26 protein-coding genes and 3 tRNA genes are annotated in these 25,575 nt (G+C 65.8%); 7 read left to right on the plus strand and 22 right to left on the minus strand.

The genetic code is table 11. The features are described 5' to 3' along the window. Positions 1 to 6 precede the first annotated feature (6 nt). From AC5RW2_RS29330 to AC5RW2_RS29360, 7 genes are all read right to left on the minus strand, one after another. Positions 7 to 1,086 carry a UDP-N-acetylmuramate dehydrogenase gene (locus AC5RW2_RS29330; RefSeq protein WP_493962307.1) on the minus strand — a complete coding sequence of 360 codons (1,080 nt, stop codon included), beginning with the start codon at positions 1,084 to 1,086 and terminating at the stop codon, positions 7 to 9. Between the two features lie 49 nt (positions 1,087 to 1,135). After that, the gene (locus tag AC5RW2_RS29335; protein ID WP_493949421.1) at positions 1,136 to 1,564 is read right to left on the minus strand and encodes a MaoC family dehydratase; all 429 of its coding nucleotides are present in this window, start codon (positions 1,562 to 1,564) and stop codon (positions 1,136 to 1,138) included. Further along, positions 1,561 to 2,022, minus strand: coding sequence for an FAS1-like dehydratase domain-containing protein (locus tag AC5RW2_RS29340; RefSeq protein ID WP_493949420.1), 462 nt, complete (start codon positions 2,020 to 2,022; stop codon positions 1,561 to 1,563). Before AC5RW2_RS29340 ends, AC5RW2_RS29335 begins: the two co-directional genes overlap by 4 nt. A gap of 33 nt (positions 2,023 to 2,055) precedes the next feature. Beyond that, a complete protein-coding gene (locus tag AC5RW2_RS29345; RefSeq protein ID WP_493962308.1) occupies positions 2,056 to 2,310 on the minus strand; it encodes a hypothetical protein in 255 nt (84 codons plus the stop codon). Between the two features lie 81 nt (positions 2,311 to 2,391). Further along, positions 2,392 to 3,300 (minus strand): DUF2797 domain-containing protein, encoded by a 909-nt coding sequence (locus AC5RW2_RS29350; protein ID WP_493949418.1) that lies wholly within the window; start codon positions 3,298 to 3,300, stop codon positions 2,392 to 2,394. A 104-nt stretch (positions 3,301 to 3,404) separates the two neighbouring features. Then, positions 3,405 to 3,478, minus strand: a tRNA-Met gene (locus tag AC5RW2_RS29355). A gap of 57 nt (positions 3,479 to 3,535) precedes the next feature. Then, a tRNA-Thr gene (locus tag AC5RW2_RS29360) sits at positions 3,536 to 3,607 on the minus strand. A gap of 207 nt (positions 3,608 to 3,814) precedes the next feature. Between AC5RW2_RS29360 and AC5RW2_RS29365 the strand changes: the two genes are divergently transcribed. After that, positions 3,815 to 4,603 carry a putative protein N(5)-glutamine methyltransferase gene (locus AC5RW2_RS29365; protein ID WP_493962309.1) on the plus strand — a complete coding sequence of 263 codons (789 nt, stop codon included), beginning with the start codon at positions 3,815 to 3,817 and terminating at the stop codon, positions 4,601 to 4,603. Positions 4,604 to 4,683: 80 nt separating this feature from the next. Here AC5RW2_RS29365 and AC5RW2_RS29370 read toward each other — a convergent pair whose 3' ends face one another. The 7 genes from AC5RW2_RS29370 to AC5RW2_RS29400 form a co-directional block, all read right to left on the minus strand. Beyond that, positions 4,684 to 6,663 carry a DEAD/DEAH box helicase gene (locus AC5RW2_RS29370; RefSeq protein ID WP_493962310.1) on the minus strand — a complete coding sequence of 660 codons (1,980 nt, stop codon included), beginning with the start codon at positions 6,661 to 6,663 and terminating at the stop codon, positions 4,684 to 4,686. Positions 6,664 to 7,028: 365 nt separating this feature from the next. Next, entirely contained in the window at positions 7,029 to 7,577 is a 549-nt protein-coding gene (locus AC5RW2_RS29375; RefSeq protein WP_493962311.1) for a PadR family transcriptional regulator, read from the minus strand. Positions 7,578 to 7,593: 16 nt separating this feature from the next. After that, positions 7,594 to 9,663, minus strand: coding sequence for an oxidoreductase (locus tag AC5RW2_RS29380; RefSeq protein ID WP_493962312.1), 2,070 nt, complete (start codon positions 9,661 to 9,663; stop codon positions 7,594 to 7,596). A 130-nt stretch (positions 9,664 to 9,793) separates the two neighbouring features. Continuing rightward, on the minus strand, positions 9,794 to 10,453 hold the full coding sequence (locus tag AC5RW2_RS29385) for an MOSC domain-containing protein (protein WP_493962313.1): 660 nt from the start codon (positions 10,451 to 10,453) through the stop codon (positions 9,794 to 9,796). 30 nt (positions 10,454 to 10,483) lie between these two features. Then, positions 10,484 to 10,939, minus strand: coding sequence for a VOC family protein (locus AC5RW2_RS29390; protein ID WP_493962314.1), 456 nt, complete (start codon positions 10,937 to 10,939; stop codon positions 10,484 to 10,486). A 103-nt stretch (positions 10,940 to 11,042) separates the two neighbouring features. After that, the gene (locus AC5RW2_RS29395) at positions 11,043 to 12,203 is read right to left on the minus strand and encodes a cystathionine gamma-synthase (protein WP_493962315.1); all 1,161 of its coding nucleotides are present in this window, start codon (positions 12,201 to 12,203) and stop codon (positions 11,043 to 11,045) included. 11 nt (positions 12,204 to 12,214) lie between these two features. Next, positions 12,215 to 13,591, minus strand: a complete 1,377-nt coding sequence (locus AC5RW2_RS29400; RefSeq protein WP_493962316.1) for a cystathionine beta-synthase — start codon at positions 13,589 to 13,591, stop codon at positions 12,215 to 12,217. 130 nt (positions 13,592 to 13,721) lie between these two features. Between AC5RW2_RS29400 and AC5RW2_RS29405 the strand changes: the two genes are divergently transcribed. Then, entirely contained in the window at positions 13,722 to 14,759 is a 1,038-nt protein-coding gene (locus AC5RW2_RS29405) for a DNA-3-methyladenine glycosylase family protein (RefSeq protein WP_493962317.1), read from the plus strand. 99 nt (positions 14,760 to 14,858) lie between these two features. Here the strand turns inward: AC5RW2_RS29405 and trxA are convergent, their stop codons facing one another. Continuing rightward, positions 14,859 to 15,248 carry a thioredoxin gene (gene trxA, locus AC5RW2_RS29410; protein ID WP_493962318.1) on the minus strand — a complete coding sequence of 130 codons (390 nt, stop codon included), beginning with the start codon at positions 15,246 to 15,248 and terminating at the stop codon, positions 14,859 to 14,861. A 203-nt stretch (positions 15,249 to 15,451) separates the two neighbouring features. Here trxA and AC5RW2_RS29415 point away from each other — a divergent pair, with 203 nt between their 5' ends. After that, complete coding sequence (locus AC5RW2_RS29415) at positions 15,452 to 15,859, plus strand: hypothetical protein (RefSeq protein WP_493962319.1); 408 nt, start codon at positions 15,452 to 15,454, stop codon at positions 15,857 to 15,859. An 88-nt stretch (positions 15,860 to 15,947) separates the two neighbouring features. Here the strand turns inward: AC5RW2_RS29415 and AC5RW2_RS29420 are convergent, their stop codons facing one another. The 3 genes from AC5RW2_RS29420 to AC5RW2_RS29430 all read right to left on the minus strand — a co-directional run bounded on the left by AC5RW2_RS29420 (position 15,948) and on the right by AC5RW2_RS29430 (position 17,672). Beyond that, complete coding sequence (locus tag AC5RW2_RS29420) at positions 15,948 to 17,021, minus strand: lipid II:glycine glycyltransferase FemX (protein WP_493949407.1); 1,074 nt, start codon at positions 17,019 to 17,021, stop codon at positions 15,948 to 15,950. A 174-nt stretch (positions 17,022 to 17,195) separates the two neighbouring features. Then, positions 17,196 to 17,277, minus strand: a tRNA-Tyr gene (locus tag AC5RW2_RS29425). Positions 17,278 to 17,372: 95 nt separating this feature from the next. Further along, complete coding sequence (locus tag AC5RW2_RS29430) at positions 17,373 to 17,672, minus strand: hypothetical protein (RefSeq protein ID WP_493962320.1); 300 nt, start codon at positions 17,670 to 17,672, stop codon at positions 17,373 to 17,375. Positions 17,673 to 18,032: 360 nt separating this feature from the next. On the opposite strand from AC5RW2_RS29430, the gene AC5RW2_RS29435 reads away from it, so the two are divergent. After that, entirely contained in the window at positions 18,033 to 18,524 is a 492-nt protein-coding gene (locus AC5RW2_RS29435; protein ID WP_136787638.1) for a YajQ family cyclic di-GMP-binding protein, read from the plus strand. A 239-nt stretch (positions 18,525 to 18,763) separates the two neighbouring features. Continuing rightward, on the plus strand, positions 18,764 to 18,946 hold the full coding sequence (locus AC5RW2_RS29440; protein WP_493962321.1) for a hypothetical protein: 183 nt from the start codon (positions 18,764 to 18,766) through the stop codon (positions 18,944 to 18,946). A 107-nt stretch (positions 18,947 to 19,053) separates the two neighbouring features. On the opposite strand, the gene AC5RW2_RS29445 is transcribed toward AC5RW2_RS29440, so the two are convergent. From AC5RW2_RS29445 to AC5RW2_RS29460, 4 genes are all read right to left on the minus strand, one after another. Further along, entirely contained in the window at positions 19,054 to 20,223 is a 1,170-nt protein-coding gene (locus AC5RW2_RS29445; protein WP_493962322.1) for an NAD(P)/FAD-dependent oxidoreductase, read from the minus strand. A gap of 172 nt (positions 20,224 to 20,395) precedes the next feature. Beyond that, positions 20,396 to 21,082, minus strand: coding sequence for a histidine phosphatase family protein (locus tag AC5RW2_RS29450; protein ID WP_493949403.1), 687 nt, complete (start codon positions 21,080 to 21,082; stop codon positions 20,396 to 20,398). Positions 21,083 to 21,089: 7 nt separating this feature from the next. Next, the gene (gene htpX, locus AC5RW2_RS29455) at positions 21,090 to 21,959 is read right to left on the minus strand and encodes a zinc metalloprotease HtpX (protein WP_493949402.1); all 870 of its coding nucleotides are present in this window, start codon (positions 21,957 to 21,959) and stop codon (positions 21,090 to 21,092) included. 130 nt (positions 21,960 to 22,089) lie between these two features. After that, positions 22,090 to 23,370 carry an MFS transporter gene (locus AC5RW2_RS29460; protein ID WP_493962323.1) on the minus strand — a complete coding sequence of 427 codons (1,281 nt, stop codon included), beginning with the start codon at positions 23,368 to 23,370 and terminating at the stop codon, positions 22,090 to 22,092. A 198-nt stretch (positions 23,371 to 23,568) separates the two neighbouring features. On the opposite strand from AC5RW2_RS29460, the gene AC5RW2_RS29465 reads away from it, so the two are divergent. Both AC5RW2_RS29465 and AC5RW2_RS29470 read left to right on the plus strand, forming a co-directional pair. After that, entirely contained in the window at positions 23,569 to 24,030 is a 462-nt protein-coding gene (locus tag AC5RW2_RS29465) for a Fur family transcriptional regulator (RefSeq protein WP_493962324.1), read from the plus strand. After that, positions 24,031 to 25,530, plus strand: coding sequence for a catalase (locus AC5RW2_RS29470; RefSeq protein ID WP_493939547.1), 1,500 nt, complete (start codon positions 24,031 to 24,033; stop codon positions 25,528 to 25,530). Positions 25,531 to 25,575: the final 45 nt, after the last annotated feature.

Consider the following 25,575-nt stretch of genomic DNA (forward strand, 5'->3'; position numbering starts at 1 on the left):
CTGCGCTTAGAGGCTGCAACCGATCAGAAGGGGCTCGGGCTGAAGCCGAATACCAAAGGTCCGTTCAACTCCATCCCGTACCGCGCGGGCGATCGCCAGCATGTCTTCTGCGCTGGCTTCTCCACGGTTGGTGATTGCCAGCGTGTGTTTGGTCGACAGCGACGCGCGGCCACCGGCTAGTTCGAGCCCCTTGAGATCACCGTTTGCTGTGCCCTCTAGACCGAAGCCTTTGGCGAAGCCGGCATGGTCGATGAGCCAGGCAGCGCTCAGCTTGATCTTGTCGCCGGCCGGCCACCGGGGCGCGTTCGCGGGAAGTTCTTCCGCGGTTGCGGCATCGACGATGGGATTGGTGAAGAAAGATCCGGTGCTGTACGTATCTCGGTCCGCGGGGTCGTGGACCATGCCCTTGGACGCTCGGAGCCGGAGCACTTCACGCCGAACGTCTGAGGCCTTGGCCGTTCCCCCGACCTCGACAAGGAGCACGCGCGCCAACTCGGCGTAACGGATCGGAAGGCTCTGCCGCCCAGTCGTCAGCTGGAACTCTACTGCCAACACCACGAAGCGCGGCGAACCGTTGACGGTGCTCCGTTTCAGGACCGAATCCCGGTAACCAAACTCGAGGTCGCTGTTCTCGAATTCCCGAATCGAACCAGTGTTCCGGTCCCAGGTCCGGACCCGAGAGATGGTCTGCGAGACGTCGGAGCCGTAAGCGCCGACGTTCTGCACGGGTGTGGCACCCGTGAGCCCGGGGATACCGGAGAGCGCTTCCAGCCCGGCCCAACCGTTGTCGACAGTCACAGCGACGAGGTCGTCCCAAGGATGGCCTGCTTGAACCGTGAGGGCCACGACGCCGTTTTGTTCATCGACGGTGTAGCCGCTGCTGGCGACACGCACGACGGTACCGGGGTAGCCGTCGTCGCAAATCACCAGGTTGGACCCGCCCCCGACGATCAGCAGGTCGTCGCCGGAATTGTCGGCAGCCCTGACAGCATCAATAATCGCGGACTCGGAGCCAGCCTCAACGTAGCGCCGGGCCACGCCGCCCACACCGGCCGTTGTCAGCGGCGCAAGAATCGTTCCCGTCACGGCGCCAGCCCCTCCGCTGCCGGGCGCACTGCGGGGTTCACAGCGAGATTCACCAAACCTTGACGACCGCCTGGGCTTTGACCAACACCTTCACACCCGCAGCGGTCACCGTCAGGTCGACTCGCGCAGTCCCGTTGTCTTCGTCGATGGCGCCGATGGCACCGCTGACTTCGATGCTCGCGCCGGGGCCGTCGACATCCTCCACGAGGACTGGCTTGGTGAACCGTGTCTGGTAGTCAACGACGGCGGCCGGGTTGCCGATCCAGTCGGTTACCAACTGCACGGCGGCACCCATCGTGAACATGCCATGAGCGATGACGCCCGGGAGTCCCACCTGCTCGGCGAAGCGTCCGTTCCAGTGGATCGGATTGAAGTCACCCGAGGCTCCGGCGTACCTGACCAAGTCGGCGCGGGAGACCTCAATGGCTCGTGAGCCGATGTCCTGTCCAACGGTCAGTTCGTTCAGTTCGACGCTCACTGGCCTTCCCCTCTCACCAGGATCGACGACGTGGTGGTGGCCGTTTTCTCGCCAGCTACAGTGCTGATCTCGGCGCGGGTGGTAATCATGGCCCCGCCGCCCATGGCACGGACTTGGTCCACGTGGAGCTCAGCCACGAGCTCGTCGCCGGCAACGATGGGCCGGTGGTGCACAAACCGCTGGTCGGCGTGGACGACGCGGGAGAAATCGATGCCGGAGTCCGGGTCCTCGATCAGCTGGGCATCTGCGCGTTGGGCCACGATGATGGCGAAGGTGGGCGGTGCCACCACATCGGCGTAGCCGAGTGCGCGCGCGGCTTCAACGTCGAAGTGCGCGGGGTGCGTAGCTTTCACCGCCGAGGCGAACTCCCTGATTTTCTCGCGGCCCACGGTGTAGGCAGCTCCGGCCGGATACACGCGGCCAGCGAGGTCGGGGTTGACCCCGGCTTGCTCGGACATGGATCTCCTTCAGGTGGAGTGAGCGGGAATGGACTAACGTCGCTTGGCCGGCGGCGTGCTGCGTGGATTCGCGGCCGCTTGGCGCGCCCGGGCGTCGCGGAATCGTACCAGTAGCCCTGCCAGATGGGTCAGCAGTCCGGTGGCAATGACCGCAATAGCGGCCCAGATGAGCCATTGCATGCTGGCCGAGGCGCCTATGACGGACAGCAGGATCCCGACGCCGATCAGCCCCATGGCAGAGATCACCAGCTTGCGGTACAGCGGCGAGCCGAGGTCCCAAGGATTCATACTTCAAGATTACCGGCCGCACCGCTACCAGCCGAACCGCGGGGCAATTTGCTGTGCTTCGGCCGGAGTCGTGATCGTTCGCTAGAACAGCTGTTCCTGCATGGCCGGCAGCTCCGAGACGAAGTCCCCCAGTGCGATGCGGCGGCCCTTCAGTCGCCCGAGGTCCGCCAAAAAGCGCGGTCCGCCCTCTGTCAGCTGCGCCGCCGCGACGCTGCCGAGCATGCCCCGCACGGTGAGCCCGTGGTCTCCTGAATCAAAGCTGCTCGGGTAGCTCCGCCAGATGCCGTCGACCAACACCGGCGCCGCTAGTTCCGGTAGCTGCCACTGTTCGTCGACGACGTCGAAACCCTCCAGTTGAGCGGCAGGCAGCAAATTGCGGACAGTAGCAGCGTGGCTTTCGTTGATGCGCTCCAGGTCATCCGAAGGCAGCGGGGTCAGGAGCCCGGCATACTTGGCAGCGCTGCGCACAGCTTGGGTCAGCTGGGTAGCTCCCGAAACCATGTCCTCCAGCACCCGGACCACCCGCCCGTCATGCGTCTTGGCAACGTAACGGGCGACCACGGCGCCTTGCTCGGCCAGCCGCAATGACTTCCGTAGGTTGGCTGCCGTTCCTACCTTGCTGGCACCGTTGGCGAAGGTCGCCACGTAGAGCCAGTGTGGCTGCGCGAGGTACAGCAGCAGCCCCTCAGGCGCCCGGCCGCTGCGGTGGCTGTCATGCAGGAAGCGCAAGTCGTCATTGAGGAAGCAGTTCACGCATTGGTAGCCGCGCTCCGCCGGCGCCTGCAAACGGCACGGAACATGCGTCCGCTTCTCTGCGGAATACACGCGGTGGCTGCCCAGGCAGAACACCTGGGCATCCAGCACGCGAAAGCCCAGCCGGGTCCCGGCTCTGACCGGGACGTCCTCCGGCGCGCCATCCGGGGAGACCAGGCGCAGCTGAGGCCCCGCAGCGGTCCAGACGATGCCGTGGGCAAGATAGAGGGCGGGCATGGCGTCCACTCTAGTCAAGGCAGAGGCGCCGACCGGCAGACTCCCGAAACAAGCTGAAGGGCCCGTCCGCAACCGTAGTTCCGACCGGACCCTTCAAGGATCTGTAGCGGTGCCCGGACTCGATCCGGGGACCTCACGATTATGAGTCGTGCGCTCTAACCAGCTGAGCTACACCGCCACGAATGGGAACGCCCGCGCTGCGTCTCGCGACACAGACGCGGGCTTTGCCATTCAGAGCCCCCCACCGGAATCGATCCGGTGACCTCGTTCTTACCAAGAACGCGCTCTACCACTGAGCTAGGGGGGCAACGGAGAAATACATTACCAGCAATTTGCCCCGGGATGAAATCGTATTGAGCGCCCGTGGTGAATGCCACACTGCGGGCCTCGAACGGCCGCGGAATCGACCCTTCAGATGCACAGAATCGCCTCTAAAGTGCAGTGAAGATCACACGGAGTGCGGCGCAGAACGGCCACTGGTGGGTAGTCTGGGGGCACCGCTCGAAAGGAACTCATGCAGGTTTCCCAGTCATCCGCGCCCCGGGATGGAATTGTTTCCCGGCTGCGTCAGGCGGGCTGCGTATTTGCTGAGGAAGAGGCGGACCTGCTGCTGGCTGAAGGCGGGCCGCCGGGAGTACTGGCTGCCAAAGTGGAACAGCGGGCTGCCGGTATGCCGCTGGAGCAGGTCCTCGGTTTTGCTGAGTTCTGCGGCTTGCGTATTGCTGTGGCTCCCGGAGTCTTTGTGCCTCGACGGAGGACGGAGTTCTTGGTCCAGAGGGCGGTTGCCCTGGCTCCGGCCAACACCGAAGTCGTCATCGATCTGTGCTGCGGCTCTGGGGCGGTGGCGGCGGCGCTGGGAGTGCAACTGGCACCCCCCGAGCTGCACGCCGCTGATGTCGACCCGGCGGCGGTTGCCTGCGCGCGTAAGAACCTGCCGGTCGGACAGGTTCACGAGGGCGACCTTTTCAATGCATTGCCGGTGAGGCTGCGGGGCCGTGTTGACGTCCTGGCTGCCAACGTGCCGTATGTGCCCACACAGGAGATCGCCCTGCTGCCATCCGAGGCCCGTCTGCACGAAGCGGAGTGGGCGCTCGACGGCGGTGCTGACGGTTTGGCGGTCATGCGCCGGGTTGCGGCGGGCGCACCAGAGTGGTTGGCACCGGGCGGAACTGTTCTGGTGGAAACGAGCGAACGCCAGGCAGAGACGGCTTCTGGCATCTTTGCAAGCTGCGGGCTTGAAGCCGAAGTGGCTTATTCCGCCGAGCATGGGTCCGCGGTGGTCTCCGGTACCAAGAAGCGCTGACCCCGAAAGGCGGTTAAACTCCGCCGGGGCACCTGTCCATGACAGATGCCCCGGAGGGTTGCGAGCGGATCCGGCGGTGATCAGCCGCGGGTGTGGCGGGGCTTGCGCGGGCCGCCGAAGCTGCGGTCGCGGTCGCCGCCGAAGCTGCGTTCGCCCCCGAAGCCACCACGGTCGGCACGGTCGCCGCTGAAGCTGCGTTCGCCGTCGTTCTTCTTGTACGGACGATCCCCGTCAAACTTCTTCTTGTAGGGGCGGTCGTTGTCGAATTTCTTGGTGAACGGCCGGTCTGCCCGGTCGCTGCGGAATCCACCGCGGTGACCGCCGCCGACGTCGTCGCGGTCCCGGCGCGGCTTGCGGCCGGCGTCGAGCTCCAGGTGAATCAGTTCGCCGCCGATGCGGGTCTTGGACAGTGCGCGCAGTTGGTCCTTGCTCAGGTCCGCGGGCAGCTCGACCAGCGAGTGGTCGGAGCGGATGTCGATGCCGCCGATCTGGGCGGCGGACAGGCCGCCCTCGTTGGCGATAGCGCCGACGATGGAGCCGGGCATCACGCGGTTGCGGCGTCCGACGGCGATCCGGTAAGTGGCGTTGCCCTCGGTCAGCGTGCGGGACGGGCCGCGGGAATTCATGGAGTCACGTCCGCCGCCGGCGCGCTCGCGCTGGCCCTTCGGTGCTTCCGGCAGGTCCTGGACCATCAGCGGGCGTCCGCCCTGGGCCATGACGGCCAAGGCAGCGGCAATTTCGGCTGCCGGAACGTCATGCTCGGTCTCGTAGTTGGCGATTAGGTCACGGAAAATCGAAACGTCTTCGGAAGCCAGGGTCTCGGTGATCTTTTCCGCGAACTTGCGCATCCGGAGGTTGTTGATGGTCTCGGCGGAGGGCAGGTGCATCTGCTCGACCGGCTGGCGGGTGGCCTTCTCAATGGCGCGCAGCAGGTACTTCTCGCGCGGGGTCATGAACAGGATGGCGTCGCCCGAGCGTCCGGCACGGCCGGTGCGGCCGATGCGGTGCACGTAGGACTCGGTGTCATGTGGGATGTCGTAGTTGACCACCAGGGTGATGCGTTCGACGTCCAGACCGCGGGCGGCAACGTCGGTGGCCACCAGGATGTCGATCTTGCCGTCGCGAAGGGCCTCGACGGTGCGCTCACGCTGCTGCTGCGGGATGTCGCCGTTGATGGCGGCGGAGCGGTAGCCGCGGGCCTTAAGCTTGTCGGCCAGGTCCTCGGTGGCCATCTTGGTGCGCACGAAGGCAATCACGCCGTCGAAATCTTCGGCTTCCAGGATCCGGGTCATGGCGTCGAGCTTGTGCGGGCCCATGACCTGCAGGTAGCGCTGACGGGTGTTGGTGCCGGTGGTGGTCTTGGCCTTGACCGTGATTTCGGCCGGGTCCTTCAGGTACTTCTTGGCGATCCGGCGGATGGCGGTCGGCATGGTCGCCGAGAACAGGGCCACCTGCTTGTCTTCCGGGGTCTTCGAGAGGATCTGGTCCACCTCTTCGGCGAAGCCCATGCGCAGCATTTCGTCGGCCTCGTCCAGCACCATGTACTGGAGTTCGGACAGGTCCAGCGAACCCTTTTCAATGTGGTCGATCACGCGGCCGGGGGTGCCGACAACAACCTGTGCGCCACGGCGCAGGCCGGCCAGCTGCGGGCCGTAGGCGGAGCCGCCGTAGACCGGCAGCACGGTGAAATCGTCCATGTGCGCGGCGTAGGAGGAGAACGCTTCCGCCACCTGCAGGGCCAGCTCGCGGGTGGGTGCCAGCACCAGGATCTGGGTGTTCTTGGTCGGCGGCAGTTCGGCCATCCGGGACAGCGCCGGAATGGCGAAGGCAGCGGTCTTACCGGTGCCGGTCTGGGCCAGGCCCACGACGTCGCGGCCCTCGAGCAGCACGGGGATGGTGGCGGCCTGGATCGGCGAGGGCTTTTCGTAGCCGACGTCGTTCAGAGCGGCCAGGACGCGGCCGTCGAGGCCGAAGTCGGTGAAAAGTACGGTGTTCTCTTCTTCAACGGCCGGAGCGGCGTCGGTGTTTTCGGGCAGGATATTAACAGTGTTTTCGGACACGGGGCAGTTCCTCGTATTCAGCTGGGGACCGGTGGCCGCGGCACATCGATGTCCGCGATCCTCTGACTCAAAGCCCGGCGCTATTCCAATCCCGTGGCAGGGCTTTCCGCCGCTTCGCTGGCTGCCCGCACTCTGCGGGGAAACCTAGCGGCGTTTTCTTTAGCCGGCGCTCCCAAACATGAAACTGCCCGCCGTTTAGAGGCGGACCCACACACCAATCAGACGCTTCGACAAGACCGTGAGTGGCATTATCGCGCAGAACTAAGGGAATACCGACAGTGGGGGATGCATCCAGTGTACGTCATACCGGGAGCTCATTTCTTCGGGAAGGTACGACGACGGCCGGTGACGTTCGGCACAGCAGGTCACCTCGGCGCGCTGGTTGCGTGATCAGCCACCGCTGCGGGCTGCAGCGCCAGCGTTTGTTCCGCCCATTCGATCCACGTCTGCTCAAACATGATGCCGGCCTGCAGCACGGCACGCTGCAGCCGGTTGGCGTCGTTCCATGTCCCCCGTTCGTCCAGCTGGAGGTAGGTTGCCAGTTGGCTGCGGTGCAGGCCGAGATGCCGCTCGAGTTCAGCGGTGATGGGGACGTCGCCCAGCACCGAGGACGCGCGTAGCCGGATCATCAATTCCTCACGCACGGGCCGAGGCTCCTGCTGTTCCAGCGTCCAACGGCTCAGTTCTTTCCGGCCGGCGGCGAGCACCGTGTAGTCCTTCGCGCGGCCCCGGCTGGAGTCGCGGCCGGTGGACCGGACCAGCCCGTTCAGTTCCAGTTTGGCCAATTCGCGGTAAATCTGTTGGTGCGTGGCCGGCCAGAAGAAGCCGAAAGACTTGTCGAACCGGCGGGCCAGTTCTGCGCCGGATCCGGGTTTCTCCAGCAGCGCGGTGAGGATGGCGTGCGGCAGGGACATGGTTGGGTACCTTCCGCTAGAGCGCCGCGGCGAGCCGGGTTGCTTGATTGATGGCGCGTTTGGCGTCGAGTTCGGCGGCGACGTCTGCGCCGCCCACCAGATGGACCGGCAGGCGCAGGCGCTCCAGCGCTTGCAGCAGCTCCCGCTGTGGTTCCTGCCCGGTGCAGAGCACCACGTTGTCGACGGCGAGTACCGAGTCGGTGCCGTCGACGGTCAGGTGCAGTCCGTCGTCGTCGATTTTGCGGTAGGTGGCGGCAGGGATCATCTGCACGCCACGGCTCTTCAACTCCGCGCGGTGGATCCATCCGGTGGTCTTGCCCAGCCCGGCGCCGATCTTGGCGTCCTTGCGCTGCAGCAGGATGACCGTCCGGGCCGGCCGGCCGGGCCGCGGTTCGGTGAGGCCGCCGCGGACGGCCGGGTCGTCGTCGATCCCCCAGTGCTCGCGGAACCGCTCTGGGTCCAAGGTGGCGCTGGGGCCGGCCTGGGTGATGTACTCGCTGACGTCGAATCCGATGCCGCCGGCACCCAGCACTGCCACCGTGTCACCGAGTTCCCGGTGGTCGCGCAGTACGTCAAGGTAGCCGACTACGCTCGGGTGGTCCACGCCGTCCAGATCCGGTATGCGCGGCACCACGCCGGTAGCCAACACGACCTCGTCGAATCCGCCGTCGGCCAGCTCGGCCGCCGTCGCCCGGGTCTTGAGCCGCACGTCGACGCCGAGCAGCTCCAGCTGGCGGCCGAAGTAGCGGATGGTTTCGTGGAACTCCTCCTTGCCGGGGATCTGCTTGGCCAGGTTGAACTGGCCGCCAATCTCTTCCGCGGCTTCAAACAGCGTGACCCTGTGGCCGCGCGAGGCGGCGGTGACGGCGCAGGCCAGACCGGCCGGTCCGGCGCCGACAACGGCCAGCGACTTTGGCTCAGCTGCCGGTGCGATCACCAGTTCGGTTTCGTGGCAGGCGCGCGGATTGACCAGGCAGGAGGTGATCTTGCCGGCGAAAATGTGGTCCAGGCACGCCTGGTTGCAGGCGATGCAGGTATTGATTTCGTCCGCCTGGCCGCGCGAGGCCTTCAGCACAAACGCCGGATCGGCAAGCAAGGGCCGCGCCATCGAGACCATGTCCGCGCATCCATCGGCCAGGAGTTGTTCGGCGGTGTCCGGGTTGTTGATCCGGTTGGTTGCCACCAGGGGAATTCCGACTGCACCCATCAGCCGGCGGGTGACCCAGGCGAAGCCCGCCCGGGGCACCGAGGTGGCGATCGTCGGTACCCGGGATTCGTGCCAGCCGATGCCGGTATTGATGATGGTGGCCCCGGCCGCTTCGACGCCGCAGGCCAGTTCGACCACTTCCTCGAAACTGGAGCCGCCTTCCACCAGGTCCAGCATGGACAATCGGTAGATGATGATGAAGTCCTCCCCCACGCGCTGGCGGGTGCGGCGGACGATTTCCAACGGGAAGCGGATCCGGTTAGCGTAGCTGCCGCCCCAGCCATCGGTGCGCTGGTTGGTCCGGGCCACGATGAACTCGTTGATCAGGTAGCCCTCCGAGCCCATGATCTCCACGCCGTCGTACCCTGCCTCGCGGGCCAGCGCCGCAGCGGCGGCGAAGTCCTCGATGGTCTGCTCAATGTCCTGCTCGCTCAGTTCGCGGGGACGGAACGGGCTGATGGGAGCCTGCAGAGGGCTGGGTGCCACCGGCTCCGGATGCGCGGCGTACCGGCCCGCATGCAACAGCTGTAGCGCGATACGCCCGCCCTCGGCGTGGACCGCATCGGTGATGACGCGGTGGCGAGCGGCCTCCTCCGCCGTCGTCATCATCGCCCCGCCGGGCTGCAACCTGCCATCGGCATTGGGGGCGATGCCGCCGGTGACGATCAGTCCGACGCCGCCGCGGGCGCGTTCGGCATAGAAGGCGGCCATCCGCTCGAACCCGCCGGGCAGTTCCTCAAGCCCTACGTGCATGGACCCCATCAGCACCCGGTTGGGCAGGACGGCAAAGCCGAGGTCCAACGGTTCAAACAGGTTCGGGTACGCCACGGCCACTCTGCACTCCTTTGCACAACAAGTTGCATAAAGACTACGGCGCATCGGTCCAGGGGACAACCATGTGGACTCGGTGGTCGACCAAGCCAGCGCTTGTGGACTCGGTGGTCGACCAAGCGAGCGCCAGCGAGCGCGTGGAGACCCGCGTGGACCGCGGTTGGCAGCTATGTTGCCGTTAGGCGTGCACCCGGGCCCGGCCCAGGGCCCTGCGGACTGCCTTGCCGACATTGCCGTGCAGCGCAATTTCGCCGCTGGCCTCTGATGCTTGGAGGGCCTGCGCCTGCTCCGGGGTGAGCCCCAGCGATGACTCCGCCACGCTGACACCGTGGCCCGGCCGGAAGACGACGTCGATCCTGTCGCCGGCGGCAAGGGAGCCGGCAGTGATGACCTTGAGGTAGGCGCCGGGCAGCCCTTGCTGCAGGAAGCGCTTGACCCACCGGGGCTCATCCATGTGCCGGGCGAAGGTGGCGCACGGAATCCGCGGCATGGTTACTTCGACGACGACCTCCGGGCCCACCTGCCACCGCTCCCCCACCAACGCGCCGCTGACCTGCACGCCGGTGGTCCGCAGGTTCTCGCCGAACAAACCCGGCGGAATGTCACGCCCGAGCTCTTCCGACCACGTCTCGGCATCTTCCTGGGCATAGGCGTAGAGGGCCTTGAACTCACCGCCGTGGTTCTTGCGGTCTGCTTGCACATCAGCGCGCAGCCCCAGGGCGTGGAGGGGGATCCTGCCGTCGACCGGTCGCTTGTCGATCCCGGTGATTCCCACCTTGCTGGCATCGGGCTTCAGCGCGTGGAGCCGGCAGAGGGCCAGCAGAAATCCAGACGTCATGTCGCCATCGTATGTTTGCCGGGCGCCTGCCTAGGCGTGGCCTTCGTAGCTGATGTCCTGGTCCTCGGACCCGCCCGCGCTGGGCAGCGGCTGCCCGCGGTACTTGCCAAAGGCCCAGAGGTTGCCGTCCGGATCGTTGATGGCGAAGCCGCGGTCCCCATAGTCGGTGTCCTGCAGGTCGCGGATGATGGAGGCATCCGCGGCCTGCAACCGGGCGTAGAGGTCATCCGGATCGTGGGTGTACACATTCAGCTGGGCCGAGCCCGGCTCACGCGCCCAGAGTGTGCCTTCTGCGTGGCTGGAGACCATCACCATGCCGCCTTCCGGCCACAGCAGCTCGGCGTGGAGCACTACACCGTGCTCTTCGAACCGGGCGTGTTCGATGAACCCAACGGTGCCGGTGAGGTACTCGATCAGTTCCGCCGCTTTCCGCGACTGCAGACCGGGGACAACGCTGGCCGGTGGGTACTGCTTGTTCGGATCCATGGGCACAGTATTCCCTTCCGCGCCCGAGACACGCCAGAGGCCTACGGTCCGTCCTCCGGTACCGTAGGCCTCTGCGCTGCTGAGCTGGTGAAGTCAGCTGTGTCTAGAGCTGGGCGAAAGCCTGTTCCAGGTCGGCAATGAGGTCCTCGATGTCCTCGATGCCCACGGACAGCCGGATCAGGTTCTCCGGCACGGCCAGTTCGGTGCCCTTCACCGAGGCATGGGTCATCTCCGACGGGTAGTTGACCAGCGACTCGATGCCGCCCAGTGATTCGGCCAGCGTGAACACCGTGGTGGACTCGGCGACCTTGCGTGCCGCCGCCTCGCCACCGGTGAAGGAGACCGAGACCATGCCGCCGAAGCCGCGCATCTGCTTCTTGGCCAGCTCGTGGTCTGGATGGTCGGGCAGGCCCGGGTAGAAAACGGCCTCGACTTCGGACCGGCCCTGCAGCCATTCGGCCACGGCCTGCGCATTGGCAGAGTGCCGGTCCATCCTCACGCCCAGGGTCTTGAGGCCGCGGGTGGTCAAGAAGGCGTCCAGCGGGGCGGACACGGCGCCCACGGCGAACTGCACGAAGCCGATCTTCTCGGCGAGCGCGTCGTCGTTGAGCACCACGGCGCCGCCGATTACGTCCGAGTGTCCGCCGATGTACTTGGTGGTCGAGTGCACCACGACGTCGGCGCCGAAGGCCAAGGGGTTCTGCAGGTACGGCGAGGCGAAGGTGTTGTCCACCACCAGCAGCGCACCGGCGCCGTGGGCCAGTTCGGCCAGCGCTGCGATGTCGGTGACCTTCATCATCGGGTTGGACGGCGTCTCCACCCAGAGGAACCGGGCCTTGTGCTCGTTGACCGCTGCGGCTACCGCCGACGTGTCGGACATGTCCACCACGGTGTGGCCGATGCCCCAGGCGCCCAGCACCCGGTTAATCAGCCGGTAGGTTCCGCCGTAGGCATCGTTGCCCAGCACAATGTGGTCGCCCGGGGCGAGCAGGGCGCGGATCAGCGCGTCTTCGGCGGCCAGGCCGGAAGCGAAGGAGAACGCGTGCTTGCCGCCCTCCACCGCCGCCAACTGCACCTGCAGCGAGTCGCGGGTGGGGTTGGTGCCGCGGCCGTATTCATAGCCGTTGCGCAGCCCGCCGATGCCGTCCTGGGCGAAGGTCGAAGACTGGTAGATTGCCGGCACCACCGCGCCGGTGGCTTCGTCCGGCACCTGGCCGGCGTGCACGGCCCGGGTGTTGAAGCCCTGGTTGTTCTCTGCGCTCATTCTTCTCTCCTTCAGCTCGTGAGGTAGGTCAGCAGGTCGTGCCGGGTCAGCACGCCCACCGGCGCCCCGGCCAGCGTGACCAGCACGCTGTCGGCCGACTGCAGCTTTTCCCGCGCGGCGGACACCGGCTCCAGCGATCCGACCAGCGGCATTCCTGCTCCCAGATGGTCGCCGACCTTGTCGGTCAGCTTCGCTTCGTTCTTGAACAGCTTGGCAGTCAGCTCCCGTTCGTTCACGGCTCCGACCACCTCGCCCATGACTACCGGCGGTTCCTGCGACAGGACCGGCAACACGGAGACACCGTATTCGTTCATGATCTCGATGACGTCGCGCACCGTTTCATAGGGGTGGGTGTGCACCAGATCCGGCAGCCGGCCGCTCTTGCGCTGCAGCACCTCGCCCACCGTGGCTTCTTCTCCGCCGGCGATGAAGCCGTAAGACTTCATCCATTCGTCGTTGAAGATCTTGCCCAGGTAGCCGCGACCGGAATCCGGCAGGATCACCACCACAATGTCGTCCGGGCCCAGGTCCTTGGCCACATTCAGCGCTGCCACCACGGCCATGCCGGAGGATCCGCCGACCAGCAGTCCCTCTTCCTGCGCCAGCCGGCGGGTCATCGCGAACGCTTCCGCGTCATTGACGGCCAGGACGTCGTCCGGCACGGACTTGTCGTAGTTGTCCGGCCACATGTCCTCGCCCACGCCTTCGACGAAGTACGGCCGTCCGGTGCCGCCGGAGTAGACCGAGCCCTCCGGGTCGGCGCCGATGATTTTCACCGGGCCGCCGGGGCGGTCGGCGGAAATTTCCTTCAGGTAGCGCCCGGTTCCGGTGATCGTTCCGCCGGTGCCGGCGCCGATCACCACGTGGGTGACCTGGCCGTCCGTATCGCGCCAGATCTCCGGGCCGGTTGTCTCATAGTGGCTGGCCGGAGCTGCCGGGTTGTTGAACTGGTCCGGCTTGTAGCCGCCGTCCACCTCGGTCACCAGCCGGTCGGAGACCCCGTAGTAGGATTCCGGGCTGTCCGGAGCCACGGACGTGGGCGTAACCACCACGTCGGCGCCGTAGGCCTTGAGCACGTCGCGCTTTTCCAGGCCCACCTTGTCGGGGGTTACGAAGATGGACTTGTAGCCCTTCTGCTGGGCCACCAGCGCCAGCCCCACACCGGTGTTGCCGCTGGTGGGTTCGATTACCGTGCCGCCGGGCTTCAGCCGCCCGTCCTTCTCGGCTTCCTCGATCATCTTCACCGCAATGCGGTCCTTGATCGATCCGCCCGGGTTGAAATACTCCACCTTCGCCAGGACGGTGGCAGCAATACCTTCGGTCACTTTGTTCAGCTTGACCAACGGTGTGTTGCCGATCAGGTCCAGAACAGAATTGGCATATTTCATGAACCCAAATCTACCTGCCAGCCCATAACGGGGCACATCCGGCGTAAGACGGGTTCACGCCGGCGCCGGTGGGGGCGCCCGGAGTGCGGGCCGGGCAGCAACTGTCGGCGCCGCGTGCGACGATTAATCCATGCTTTCCACTGCCTCCGTGTCCGGCACCACCGGACTCACCAGGGCGGTTGAGTTCCCGGAGCCTTACGACCTGCACGGGACGTTGTCCATCCTGTCCCGGGGCAAGCAGGATCCCACCGCCCGGATTGACGACGCCGGTGCCTGGCTGACGCTGAATACCTCCTCCGGTGCGGCCACCCTGCGCATCACCCGCGGCCCGCACCGGGACAACGAAGGTCGTTGGGAACACACACTCCAAGAAGACGGCGCCCACGGCCCGGTCGAGGCAGGAAGCCGGGGCACCGCCGTCGTGATGGGACAGGCGTGGGGGCCAGGCGCGGAAGAAGCACTGGCCGGGCTGCCGGCCCTGCTGGGGGTCAACGATGACTGGTCCGGCTTCGACGCACCGGAATTCCACGCGGGCCTGCCGCGGCTGGTGAGCGTGCCGCGGCGGCGGCATCCGGGGCTGCGTCTGCCGGCCAGCGGGCGGATGATCGACGAACTGGTGCCGGTGATCCTGGAGCAGAAGATCACTACGATCGAGGCGCGCTACTCCTACAAATACCTGGTCCGGCGACACGGGTCCCCTGCGCCCGGACCTGCTCCGGACGGGCTCATGGTCCCGCCAACCGCCCAGGGGTGGCGGCGCATTCCGTCGTGGGACTGGCACCGCGCCGGGGTGGACTCGAAGCGCTCGGCCACGATCATGCGTGCCTGTTCCTCCGCCGGCGCCCTGGAGCGGCTGGCGTCGCTGCCTGCAGGAGCGGAACTGGCCAGCAAGCTGTGCACCATACCGGGGATTGGACCGTGGACCGCGGCCGAGACGGCGCAGCGCACCCACGGGGACCCTGATTCGGTGTCAGTGGGCGACTTCCATCTGGCGGCGTTTGTGGGCTACGCCCTCACCGGGCGCAAGACGGACGACGCCGGAATGCTTGAGCTCCTTGAACCGTGGCGGGGACACCGGCAACGGGTGGTGCGAATGCTGGTGCTCAGCGGTTTCCGCAAACCGGCCTTCGGCCCCCGGCTGGCGCCGCAGGACCACCGCTGGCATTGAACGCGGCGGCGCGGGGGCAGGCGTCAAGGCACCCAGTTAACGCACCGAGGGAGCAGGGTAATCGCCCTGCTCCCTCGGGAGGTTCTTGATCGCGGGAGGCTACTCGGCTGCCTGGCCGTCCTGCCCCGCCTGCTGCTGGGCAGCGACCTGGGCGTGGACTTCCTGCATGTCCAGGCCCTTGACCGCGTCCACCAGCTGAGTGAACTGGGTGGAGTTTAGGGCGCCGGGCTGAGAGAAAACCAGCACCTTTTCACGGAAGGCCATCAGGGTCGGGATCGAGGTGATTCCGGCGGCCGCGGCAAGATTCTGTTCCGCCTCGGTGTCCACCTTGGCGAAGACGATGTCGCTGTGTTGCTCGGAAGCCGCGTCGTAGACGGGGGCAAACTGCTTGCAGGGGCCGCACCAGTCGGCCCAGAAGTCAACGAACACGATGTCGTTCTCTTCGATGGTCTGCGGGAACTGGGCCTCGGTGATATCGATGGTTGCCATAGGTCTACGCTACGCGCCGGGCTGCAGCCTGTCGCCCCGTGTTCGCTCAGCGCATGAGCTGCCGAGGGTTTATCCACAACCCGCCGTGCAGCCTATCCGTGGCGGTTCGGCCGTTATCCACAACCTGCCGTGCAGCCTACCGGCGGCGGTGCCGGGCTCCCTAAGGTCGATTCCACCGGACACCGCCATCGGAGGGGAACGACATGAACCGCTACACCGTCCTGATTGTCACCGACGGCCTGGAACTCGACGCCGCCATCGCGAAGAGCATCGGCTTGATGGACCAGCTGAGCGAGAAGCTCCCGTTCGCCCATGATCCGTCGAAGACCGAACTGTACGCCGTGGGCGACGGCGCCTCGCTGAAGGACAGGATCGGGCTGCCGCACGGCAAACCCGGCGCCGGGCCGGCAGCCACCTACGTGGGCGACCTGCACTACATCTGGAGCGATGGAAAGTGGTACACGCCTGCCGACTGTCCGCCTGCTGCAGCCGACCATAACGACGCATCAGGGTGGCAATGGCTGTACTACAACGTCATGCACAATTCCGGGTCAACCACGTACTGCTTCCTCTGGGACATCTATCCGCTGCCGCTAAGCGAAGCGGCGTGAGGCGTGTTGGCGCGCAGGGGCAGGGATGCTGCTCAGGAACTGGCCGGGCCGCTGCGGCGGAGCGACCCTGGCTGGGCCGCTCCCCTGCTCAGTAGAATGGCTGGTGGCGGCGGCGCACGTAGAGCCCGCGGGCGATCTTCTCCCCGGCAGCCGACCACAGCTTGTACTTGAGCGGGGAGATCACTTGGTCATAGCAGCCAACGAAGTCGGTGATGGTCTTGGTGAAGCTGGTTTTGAACAGGCCCAGCCCGTAGTACTCATGCTCGGGGTTCTTAAGCTCGGATGCCGGCGGAGTTCCGCACAGGTCGTAGCTGGTGATGCCCAGTTCCTTGAGTTGGTTCATCGCCGTCCACTGGATGAGATGTGAATCGCCGTACTGCTTGCGCCGCGGCAGCGATCCGCCGTCCTTGTAGGTGCCCTTGCGTCCGTAATTGACCACAAATGCTCCCACGGACGGCTTGCCGTCTTCGTACGTGAACAGCAGCCTGCCTTGTCCGGCGGCAATGAAGTTGCCCCAGAAAGCCTTGAAGTATTCGAAGGAGCGGACCTGCACGTTTTTCTGGCCCTGCTGCACCTGCCCCATCAGGTTGAACATGGCCCGGAAGTTCTCCTCCGTCGGCTCGGCCGTGACTACTTCGGCGCCTTCGCGGATCGCCCGGCGCACGGCGTTGCGGCCGCGGGATGAGAAGCTCTTGAGGACCACTTCCGGCTCCGGAGCAATATCCACGATGGCGGTGTGATCGTTCGGCTGCAGGTCCGGCATCTTGACCAGCCCTTCGCGTGCCAGCAGAGCGCGCGTTTCATCAGTGGCCTCCACATCCGGCTCGATCCGGATCGCGAAGACACCCCGCGCCTGCTCACGGCAGAAACGGCGGTTTGCTTCGAAAATGCCGGGCAGGTCGTCGGGAGAGGCGACATCCGGTCCCTTGATCATGTACCAGTACTTGCCCAGCAGCGGAACCTGCTTTTCCAGCACCAGGTTGTAGCTGGTGTAGCCGTCGGTTTCATACGCGAGGTACAGCGGCTTCCACCCGTGTTCCGCTTTCACCGCGGCGTAGGCCTTGGCCTGCAGCATGTTGCCGCCATTGGGGTTCGCCGTGACATGGCTGTCCCATGCCTCGATTTCCTCCGGCGTCGCGAAGCGGGCGGTGAATTGTCGCAAGAGAACTCCTCGTCATGGCGGCCAGTCGCCGCCGGTCACATCCGCGGTCAAGTCTATCGACGCCGGTCCCGGCCCGCTGTCGCGGTGAACCAGCGGCGGCCGGTAAAACCGGCTTGTACGGAAAAACCCCGTCCAACCAGTAAGTCACTTGGTCAGACGGGGTTTCCCGTTCGGTGGCAGATGAGGGATTCGAACCCCCGTAGGCAATGCCAGCTGATTTACAGTCAGCCCCCTTTGGCCGCTCGGGTAATCTGCCGAACGCCTTCTTCATCAGAAGACCGCTTCCCCGTGAGGAAGCAAGACAACTTTACACAAAGATCGGCCCAAGAATCGAATCGGGGTTCTTAGCAGCTATAAACCCCGGAGAATCCGCTCGTGCATCTGGCTCACAAAGCGGTCGGCTTGGGCCGCAGTGACCAAATGCATCTGCACCGCCTGGTCCATTTCCCGACGGATGCCATCCAAGCGCGACACGGAGTCAGCTTCGAGGAGTGTGCCAGCTTCAGCGGACGCACCGGCGCCGCTGATACGGTCGCCGGCCGCGCTGATGCGGTCGCCGGCCGCGCTGATACGGTCGCCGTCCGGGCTGTTGGCGTCGCCGCCTGCGAAGCCTGTAAGTTCTTGCCCTTGTTGCCGCTCGAGCTCCTTCATTTCCCGCGGAAGCAAGGGAACAGTGCCGACGGCCCTCGCAGTGGGCTGCACCGCTGACGGGGAGGCAGTGGCGGCCGAGGCCGGCGCGGAACCCATCACAACCACCGTGGCGACGGCGGTGGCCGTCAGGAACGAACCCGCGGCTTCTCTGATCGATGTGACGATGTACCGCGGGCGGGCTCCCATATGTGCTTCTCCTGGAGATCGGTGATTGATACAACACAGTGATTCTGGCGGATCCGGATGAAGGAACGATGGACGAAAGCTGCGTGAAAGCTGGGAAATCTGCGAAACCTGCGCCGCCGCTACGCGATTCAGTAGGCTGGTGCCAAGCACAAACGCCCCGACCCAGGAGGAACCATGGCCAGCGATTCTTCGTTCGACATCGTCAGCAAGGTGGACAAGCAGGAAGTTGCCAACGCTTTGAACCAGGCGCAGAAGGAAATTGCGCAGCGCTATGACTTCAAGGGAGTCGGTGCCGAAGTTGACTTCAGCGGCGAGAAGATCCTGATGAAGGCCAACTCCGAGGAGCGTGTGAAAGCCGTTCTGGACGTGCTGCAGTCCAAGCTGGTCAAGCGCGGCATCTCGTTGAAGTCTCTGGACGCCGGCGAGCCGTTCGCCTCGGGTAAGGAATACCGGATTGAGGCCGGCATCAAGGAGGGCATTGCCCAGGACCAGGCCAAGAAAATCTCAAAGATCATCCGCGACGAGGGCCCCAAGGCCGTGAAGGCCCAGATCCAGGGTGACGAGCTGCGCGTCACCTCCAAGTCCCGCGACGATCTGCAGGAAGTCATTTCCCTGCTCAAGGGTTCTGATCTGGACGTCGATTTGCAGTTCATTAATTACCGGTAGCGCACGACAACCCTCGGCCAAAGCGTCGCTTGAGGCGGTAGTCCCCACGGGGGTCCACTGAAGCAGGAAGGACCGCAGCCGCAACACCAGGCTGCGGTCCTTGTCTTGTCCTATGCCGTAGGCACTGTTCCTGACCAGCCGTGGGATGAAGTAGAGCCCCTGAGAACTCGTCAAGATGCTGATGACGTATAAAATCCGTCCTGTAAGCACCATCACAGCAACTGGGAGGGTCGCCGACAATGGATGAAGAAGTAAAGACGATTAGGGAATTGCAGCGGCAGGCCAAGGCCGCAGTACTAGAGGCAATCATTGAGGCTGCCCCCAACGCCAACGACCGCGGAGTACAAGCGGTGGAGAGCATTGCCCGGGCGTTCGCTGCTGTAGCCGAAGCGCGCCCCCGGAAGGGCGACTTGTCCGACTGACGGAGGCGAACAGTCAAACGACCCCACCTAGCCTGTGCGACGACGGCCGCGCACCTCCCCAGGTGCGCGGCCGTCGTCGTGCTTCGGCTCGGCCTGCTCTGCCGCTGTTAGTGGACCCTGACGGCACGAGGACCGCTCGGCCAGCTGTACGATCCGCTGCGCCGCCGTTCTCCCCTGATCCAGGACAGCGTCATGCGGCACACCTGCTCCTTCACGAGAGCTCCGGCCCGTTTGCTCAAGGCAAGACGGCGCGGGGTGTCGTCCGCCCGCACGGGTTGGACCAGCCCGGACTTCCGGCCCAGACTGATGCAACGCAGCAGGAAGCCGGCGGACAACTCCCGAGGGCTCTGCTGCCGGATTCGGGCAATAACGTTGTCGGCGGCGTGAGCACCCATCGGCATGGCCATCGCACAGCTCATCCGCAGGTGCGAGGCAACCGTGTCCGGCGCGTGGACAGCGTCGCCGGCGCCGAAAATCTCCGGGAAGTCGGGGCAGGCCAAGGCTGAGTCGACAAGCAGTCGGCCGTCGGCATCGGTGGCCAGCCCGCTCGCTTGGGCGAGACCTGGAGCGGTAAAACCGGCAGCCCAGACGGTGCAGTCGGAGTCCAGGCACGTGCCGTCCGCCAGTGTGATCCGCTGCCCATCCGATCGGTCAACCCGGCGCCCTTCCATGACCTGGATCCCGAGGTCCCGGAGTTGGGCGAGCAAGGCGCGGCGGCCGCCGTCGGACAGGTCCTCCCCCACCTGCCCGCGCGAGACCAGTTGCACTCTCAACTGCGGATGCACCTCGGCAATTTCGGCAGCGGCCTCGATGCCGGTCAGGCCGCCGCCGATCACGCTGACGACGGCGCCGGGCGCCAACTGCTCCAAGGCCGGCCGCAGGCGGGCGGCGGACTGGGCGTCGTGCAGTGCGTAGCCCCCGGACTCGGAAGGGGCGGGCTGGCTGGCGCTGCCGGGGGCATAGACCAGGAAGTCATATTCCAGCGGGGCGCGGCCGTCGTCGAAGTGGACGCTGTGGGCGCGCGGATCGATCCGTGCGGCCTGGCCGACCACCAGCGTGGCCAGCGGGTGCAGCACCGTTTCCATCGGGACAGAGGCCGACTCCCGGCTCCCCGCCGCCACCTGATGCAGCCGGATCCGTTCGACGAAGTCCGCGAAGGGGTTGATGACGGTCACGCCGATCTTGCCTGTCAGTTCCTTGCTGCCGGCCAGCCGGTTCGCGGCCATGACTCCGGCGTAGCCTGCTCCAATAACGACGATCCGTTGATGTGTACTCACCGCGAGCTCCCTGAAGTTTTGTGGTTACAAACATAGGACACCGCGCAGGGCTGGATTGTGACACGTGGGAGGAACAGGCGGCAGGCGCCGGCAAGGCTGGTCCGGTCAAGGGTAGCGGGTAAGGGCGCCGGACAGTGGGACGGCGGTCGCTGGCTGGCCGGCCGGCCTGTCGTCAGTCCCGGGAATCGGTGGGGATGCGGTCCGGGTTGACCGCATCGGCGGTGGGACCGTCGGCGAGCGGGGCGGCCAGTGCGGGTCCGCCCACGGCCTGGCCCATCCAGGTCAGCGCCTCCCAGCCGCCCGGGCCTTCGTCGAGGACCACCACTCCGGTGTTGCTCAACTGGTTCTGCGCGACGAACGGGACGGTCAGATTTGACGCCCGCGCGCCGGCCCAGCTGCGGATCATGGCGCCGTGGCTGACCACCGCAAGGGTGCCGACGCCGGAGGCCCGGGCTTCGTCGATGACCGCATCGAAGCGGCCGAACGATTCGTGTCCGTCCGGGCCGCCGGGCATCCGCCGATCCAGGTCACCCGACGCCCACGCAAAGACCGTGGTCATGTACGCAATCACGGCATCGCGGTCGCCGCGCATTTCCAGCTCGCCCGCCGAAATTTCGCGCAGTCCGTCGTGAACATCGGTCTCGAGCTTTCGTGCGGCAGCCAGCGGAGACGCAGTCAGCTGTGTGCGCACCAAAGTGGAGACCAGCAGCGCGTCGATCCGCTCGCCGTCGAGCGCCGTCGGCAGCGCACGGGCCTGCTCCTCGCCCAACTCCGTCAGCTCGGCCCCCGGTGCCCCGGTATCCAGCAACCCACGGACATTGGAAGGAGTCTGGCCGTGCCGGATCAGCAGCAGTCGCATGCCGGCCTCAGTAGCCCAGCGGCCGTCCGGCCATCCGTTCCAACCGCGCCACGCGGTCGTCCATCGGCGGGTGGGTGCTGAACATCTTCTTGACGCCGCCGCCCTTGAACGGGTTGGCAATCATCAGGTGGCTGGTGTTGACCAGCTTCTGGTCCTGCGGCAGCGGCGCCTGCTGCGTGCCGTACTGCAGCTTGCGCAGCGCCGAGGCCAGCGCCAGCGGATCGTCGGTCAGCGTGGCCCCGTCCTCGTCCGCGTCGTACTCGCGGGTGCGGCTGACCGCCATTTGGATCAGCATGGCCGCGATCGGCGCCAGCAGGGACATGGCGATCAGCGCGAGCGGGTTGGCATTGCGGTCGCGGCCGCCGAAGAACAGCAGGAACTGGGCGACCGAGGTGATGACACCCGCCACGGCGGCGGCAACGGAGGATGTCAGGATGTCCCGGTTGTAGACATGCATCAGTTCATGGCCCAGCACGCCGCGCAGTTCGCGCTCATCCAGCAGGCGCAGGATCCCCTCGGTGCAGCAGACCGCCGAGTTCTTCGGGTTGCGCCCGGTGGCGAAGGCGTTCGGTGCCATGGTCGGGGAAACATAGAGCCGAGGCATCGGCTGGTTCGCCCGCGTAGATAGTTCTCGGACGATTCGGTACATTCCGGGCTGGTCGGCTTCGGTGACCGGATAGGCCTGCATGCTGCGGATAGCCAGCTTGTCGCTGTTCCAATAGCTGTAGGCCGTGGTGCCCACACCGATCAGGGCCATGATCCAGATCCAGCTGCCACTGCCGGTCCCGCTGGCCAACAGCGCGCCAATCGCCAGCAGCAAGGCGAAGAGTCCGCCCAGCAATCCTGCCGTTTTCAGTCCGTTGAAGTGGTTGTGCACAGCGTATAAGTCCTCTCGCGCCGATGCGGCCCTCTGCCGCTGCCGACGCAGCATGTCCGGTTTCAGTGTATCTACCGGACACTTAATCCAACGCCGGAATCCGGGGCCAAGTTCCGCAGCGGCCCGGCGCCTACGGCTCGGGGTGCCTATCGTCGTAGCGGGCGAATCTGGGTTGCAACCGGTGCAGCAGCCCGACCATGCACACGCAGGCGATGCCGCCCGCGAGGGCGGCGAACCCCTCGCCCAGCCATTGACCGCCTCCACCGGCGACGGCATCGCCAAGCCTCGGACCGCCGGCCACCACCACGATGAAGATTCCCTGCAGCCGCCCGCGCATGGCGTCGGGCGTCGCCGATTGCAGGATGGTGTTGCGGAAGACGCCGCTGACCGTGTCCGCACCACCGGCTACGGCAAGGCAGAGGGCCGCCGGCAGCAACCACTCACTCACGTGGCCGGCAGCCGCGGCGTCGGAACGGCCGGCCATGACGACGACGGCGCCGAACCCGGCGACGGAGATCCCCCAGACCACCACGCACCACAGCACCGCCAGCCCCTGCCGCCGGACGCCTCCCAACGGGCCGGAGAACACGGCCGCCACAAAGGAACCGGCTGCCACCGCAGCCAGCAGGATGCCTGCCGTTGCCTCGCCGCCGCCGATGATCACCGCTCCAATGGCCGGCATCAGCGCACGCGGTTGGGCCAGGACCATCGCGGCCATATCCACCAGGAACGTCATCCTGATGTTGGGACGGGTGCGCAGGAACTGCAGGCCTTCCACCACCGATTGCAGGCCGGCCTTGCGCACCTCACCCTCGGGTGGGATGGGCGGCAGCTTGACCACCGCCCAGATGGCCGCCGTAAACGTCAGGACGTCCAGGGTGTAGGTCCAGCCGAAGCCCACATTGGCCACCAGCAAACCCGCAGCCAGCGGCCCGATGGTCATGCCCAGCCCGAACGTCATCATGGTCAGGGCATTAGCCGCGGGCAGCATCTCGCGCCGCACCAGCCGCGGCACAATTGCATTGCGCGCCGGTTGGTTGATCCCGGCAGCGGCCGAGTGCACCGCGATCACTAGATAGAGCAACCACACCTGTTCCAGCTGGAACCACGCCTGCAGTGCAAACACCGCGGTGCAGGCCCACAACACCAGGCCGGAATACAGTGCTACTTTTCGTCGGTCGTGGGCGTCCACCACTGAGCCGCCGTAGAGCCCGGCGAGCACCAGCGGAATCAATCCGACAACGCCGACCGCGCCCACCGCCCAGGTTGAACCGGTGAGCTGATAGACCTCCAGGCTCGCTGCCACCGCCGTCAGCTGTGCACCGATGGCAGAGAGCGACGTGCCGACCCACAACCTGCGGAAATCCAGGCTCTCCTTTAGCGGCGCCGTATCGGCCAACAATTTGGGCATGGCGGCGATTCTAGTTGCCCGCAGCACCTTTCTCGGACTGATACGGCGGAACAGTGAAACGTGGCGCCCCGGACGCGGTCGGCGGCAAACCCAAGCACCGCCGTCGGGATTGATGACACCAGCCGTTCACCGACTATTCTGGACTCGTTCCAAAACATATTCTGGACTGAGTCCAGAAAAGCTGACAGAATGGCTGGCATGGTCGATATGAGGGAACCCGAGGACATGTTGCGCGAGGCTTCGCTGCGCGTCACCCGTCCGCGGACCGCGGTGCTGGAAGCAGTCCGCACGCACCCGCATGCCGACGCCGATTCCATCACCGGCATGGTGCGGGACGAGCTGGGCGGGGTTTCAAAACAGGCCGTGTACGACGTGCTTGCCGCGTTGACCGACGCCCGACTGCTGCGCCGGATCGAGCCGTCAGGCTCCCCGGCGCGATACGAGGCCAGGGTTGGCGACAACCACCACCATGTGGTGTGCCGGCGGTGCGGCGATATTGCCGACATCGACTGCACTGTGGGCGAGGCGCCGTGCCTGACGGTGGGCGCTGACCACGGTTTCGCGATTGATGAAGCCGAGGTCACGTTCTGGGGCATCTGTCCCGCCTGCACGGCCACGAAAGACCTTCAATTGGAAGATCCGACAAGGAGCGATAACTAAATGGCTGATAACACCAAGCCGTTGACAACCGTTGCGGGCGCGCCCGTAGTGGACAACCAGGACAGCCTGACCGCTGGTCCGCGCGGCCCGATGCTGCTGCAGGACGTCTGGTTCCTGGAAAAGATGGCGCACTTCGACCGCGAGGTCATCCCCGAGCGCCGCATGCATGCCAAGGGCTCCGGTGCGTTCGGTACCTTCACGGTGACCAACGACATCACCAAGTACACCAAGGCGAAGATCTTCTCCGAGGTCGGCAAGAAGACCGAACTGTTCGCCCGTTTCTCCACCGTTGCCGGCGAGCGCGGCGCAGCCGACGCCGAGCGTGACATCCGCGGCTTCTCGGTGAAGTTCTACACCGAAGAGGGCAACTGGGACCTGGTGGGCAACAACACCCCGGTGTTCTTCTTCCGCGACCCGCTGAAGTTCCCGGACCTCAACCACGCCGTGAAGCGTGACCCGCGCACCAACCTGCGCAGCGCCGAGAACAACTGGGACTTCTGGACCAACCTGCCGGAGGCCCTGCACCAGGTCACCATCGTCATGTCCGACCGCGGCATCCCGGCGTCTTACCGCCACATGCACGGCTTCGGCTCGCACACCTACAGCTTCATCAACGACGCCGGCGAGCGTTACTGGGTGAAGTTCCACCACCGCACGCAGCAGGGCATCAAGAACCTCACGGATGCCGAGGCTGCCGCGCTGGTCGGCGAGGACCGCGAGTCGCACCAGCGCGACCTGCTCGAGTCCATCGACAAGGGCGACTTCCCGAAGTGGAAGCTCATGGTCCAGATCATGCCCGAGGCAGACGCGGAGACCTACAAGTACCACCCGTTCGACCTGACCAAGGTCTGGTCCAAGAAGGACTACCCGCTGATCGAGGTTGGCGAGTGGGAGCTGAACCGCAACCCGGAGAACTACTTCGCCGACGTTGAGCAGGCTGCCTTCACCCCGGCCAACGTGGTTCCGGGCATCAGCTTCTCCCCCGACCGCATGCTGCAGGGTCGCCTGTTCTCCTACGGCGACGCACAGCGCTACCGCCTGGGTGTCAACCACCACCAGATCCCGGTGAACTACCCGCGTGGCGCCGGTCTGGTCAACTCCTTCCACCGTGACGGTGCCATGCGCGTTGACGGCAACCAGGGCGCCACCCCGGGCATCGAGCCGAACGGCTACGGCCGCTGGCAGGAACAGCCGGCCTACCGCGACCCGGCCCAGGCCATTGGTGCCGTGGCCGACCGGTTCAACTTCCGCGAAGACGACGACAACTACTACGAGCAGCCCGGCATCCTCTTCCGCGAGAAGATGACCGCCGAGCAGCGCCAGGTACTGTTCGAGAACACCGCCCGTGCCATCGACGGCGCTTCCCAGGCGACCATCGAACGCCACATCGCCAACTGCACCAAGGCCGACCCGGCCTACGGCGAAGGCGTGCGCAAGGCCATTGAGGCACTGCAGGCCGGCAAGATCTCCCCGGTCGACGTGAACACCGACTCGGCGTAATTGCCCCCGCCTGACGGCATGAAACTGCCCGGGACCAGCCCTTGC

It is taken from the genome of Arthrobacter sp. B0316-1-20 (assembly GCF_059091865.1).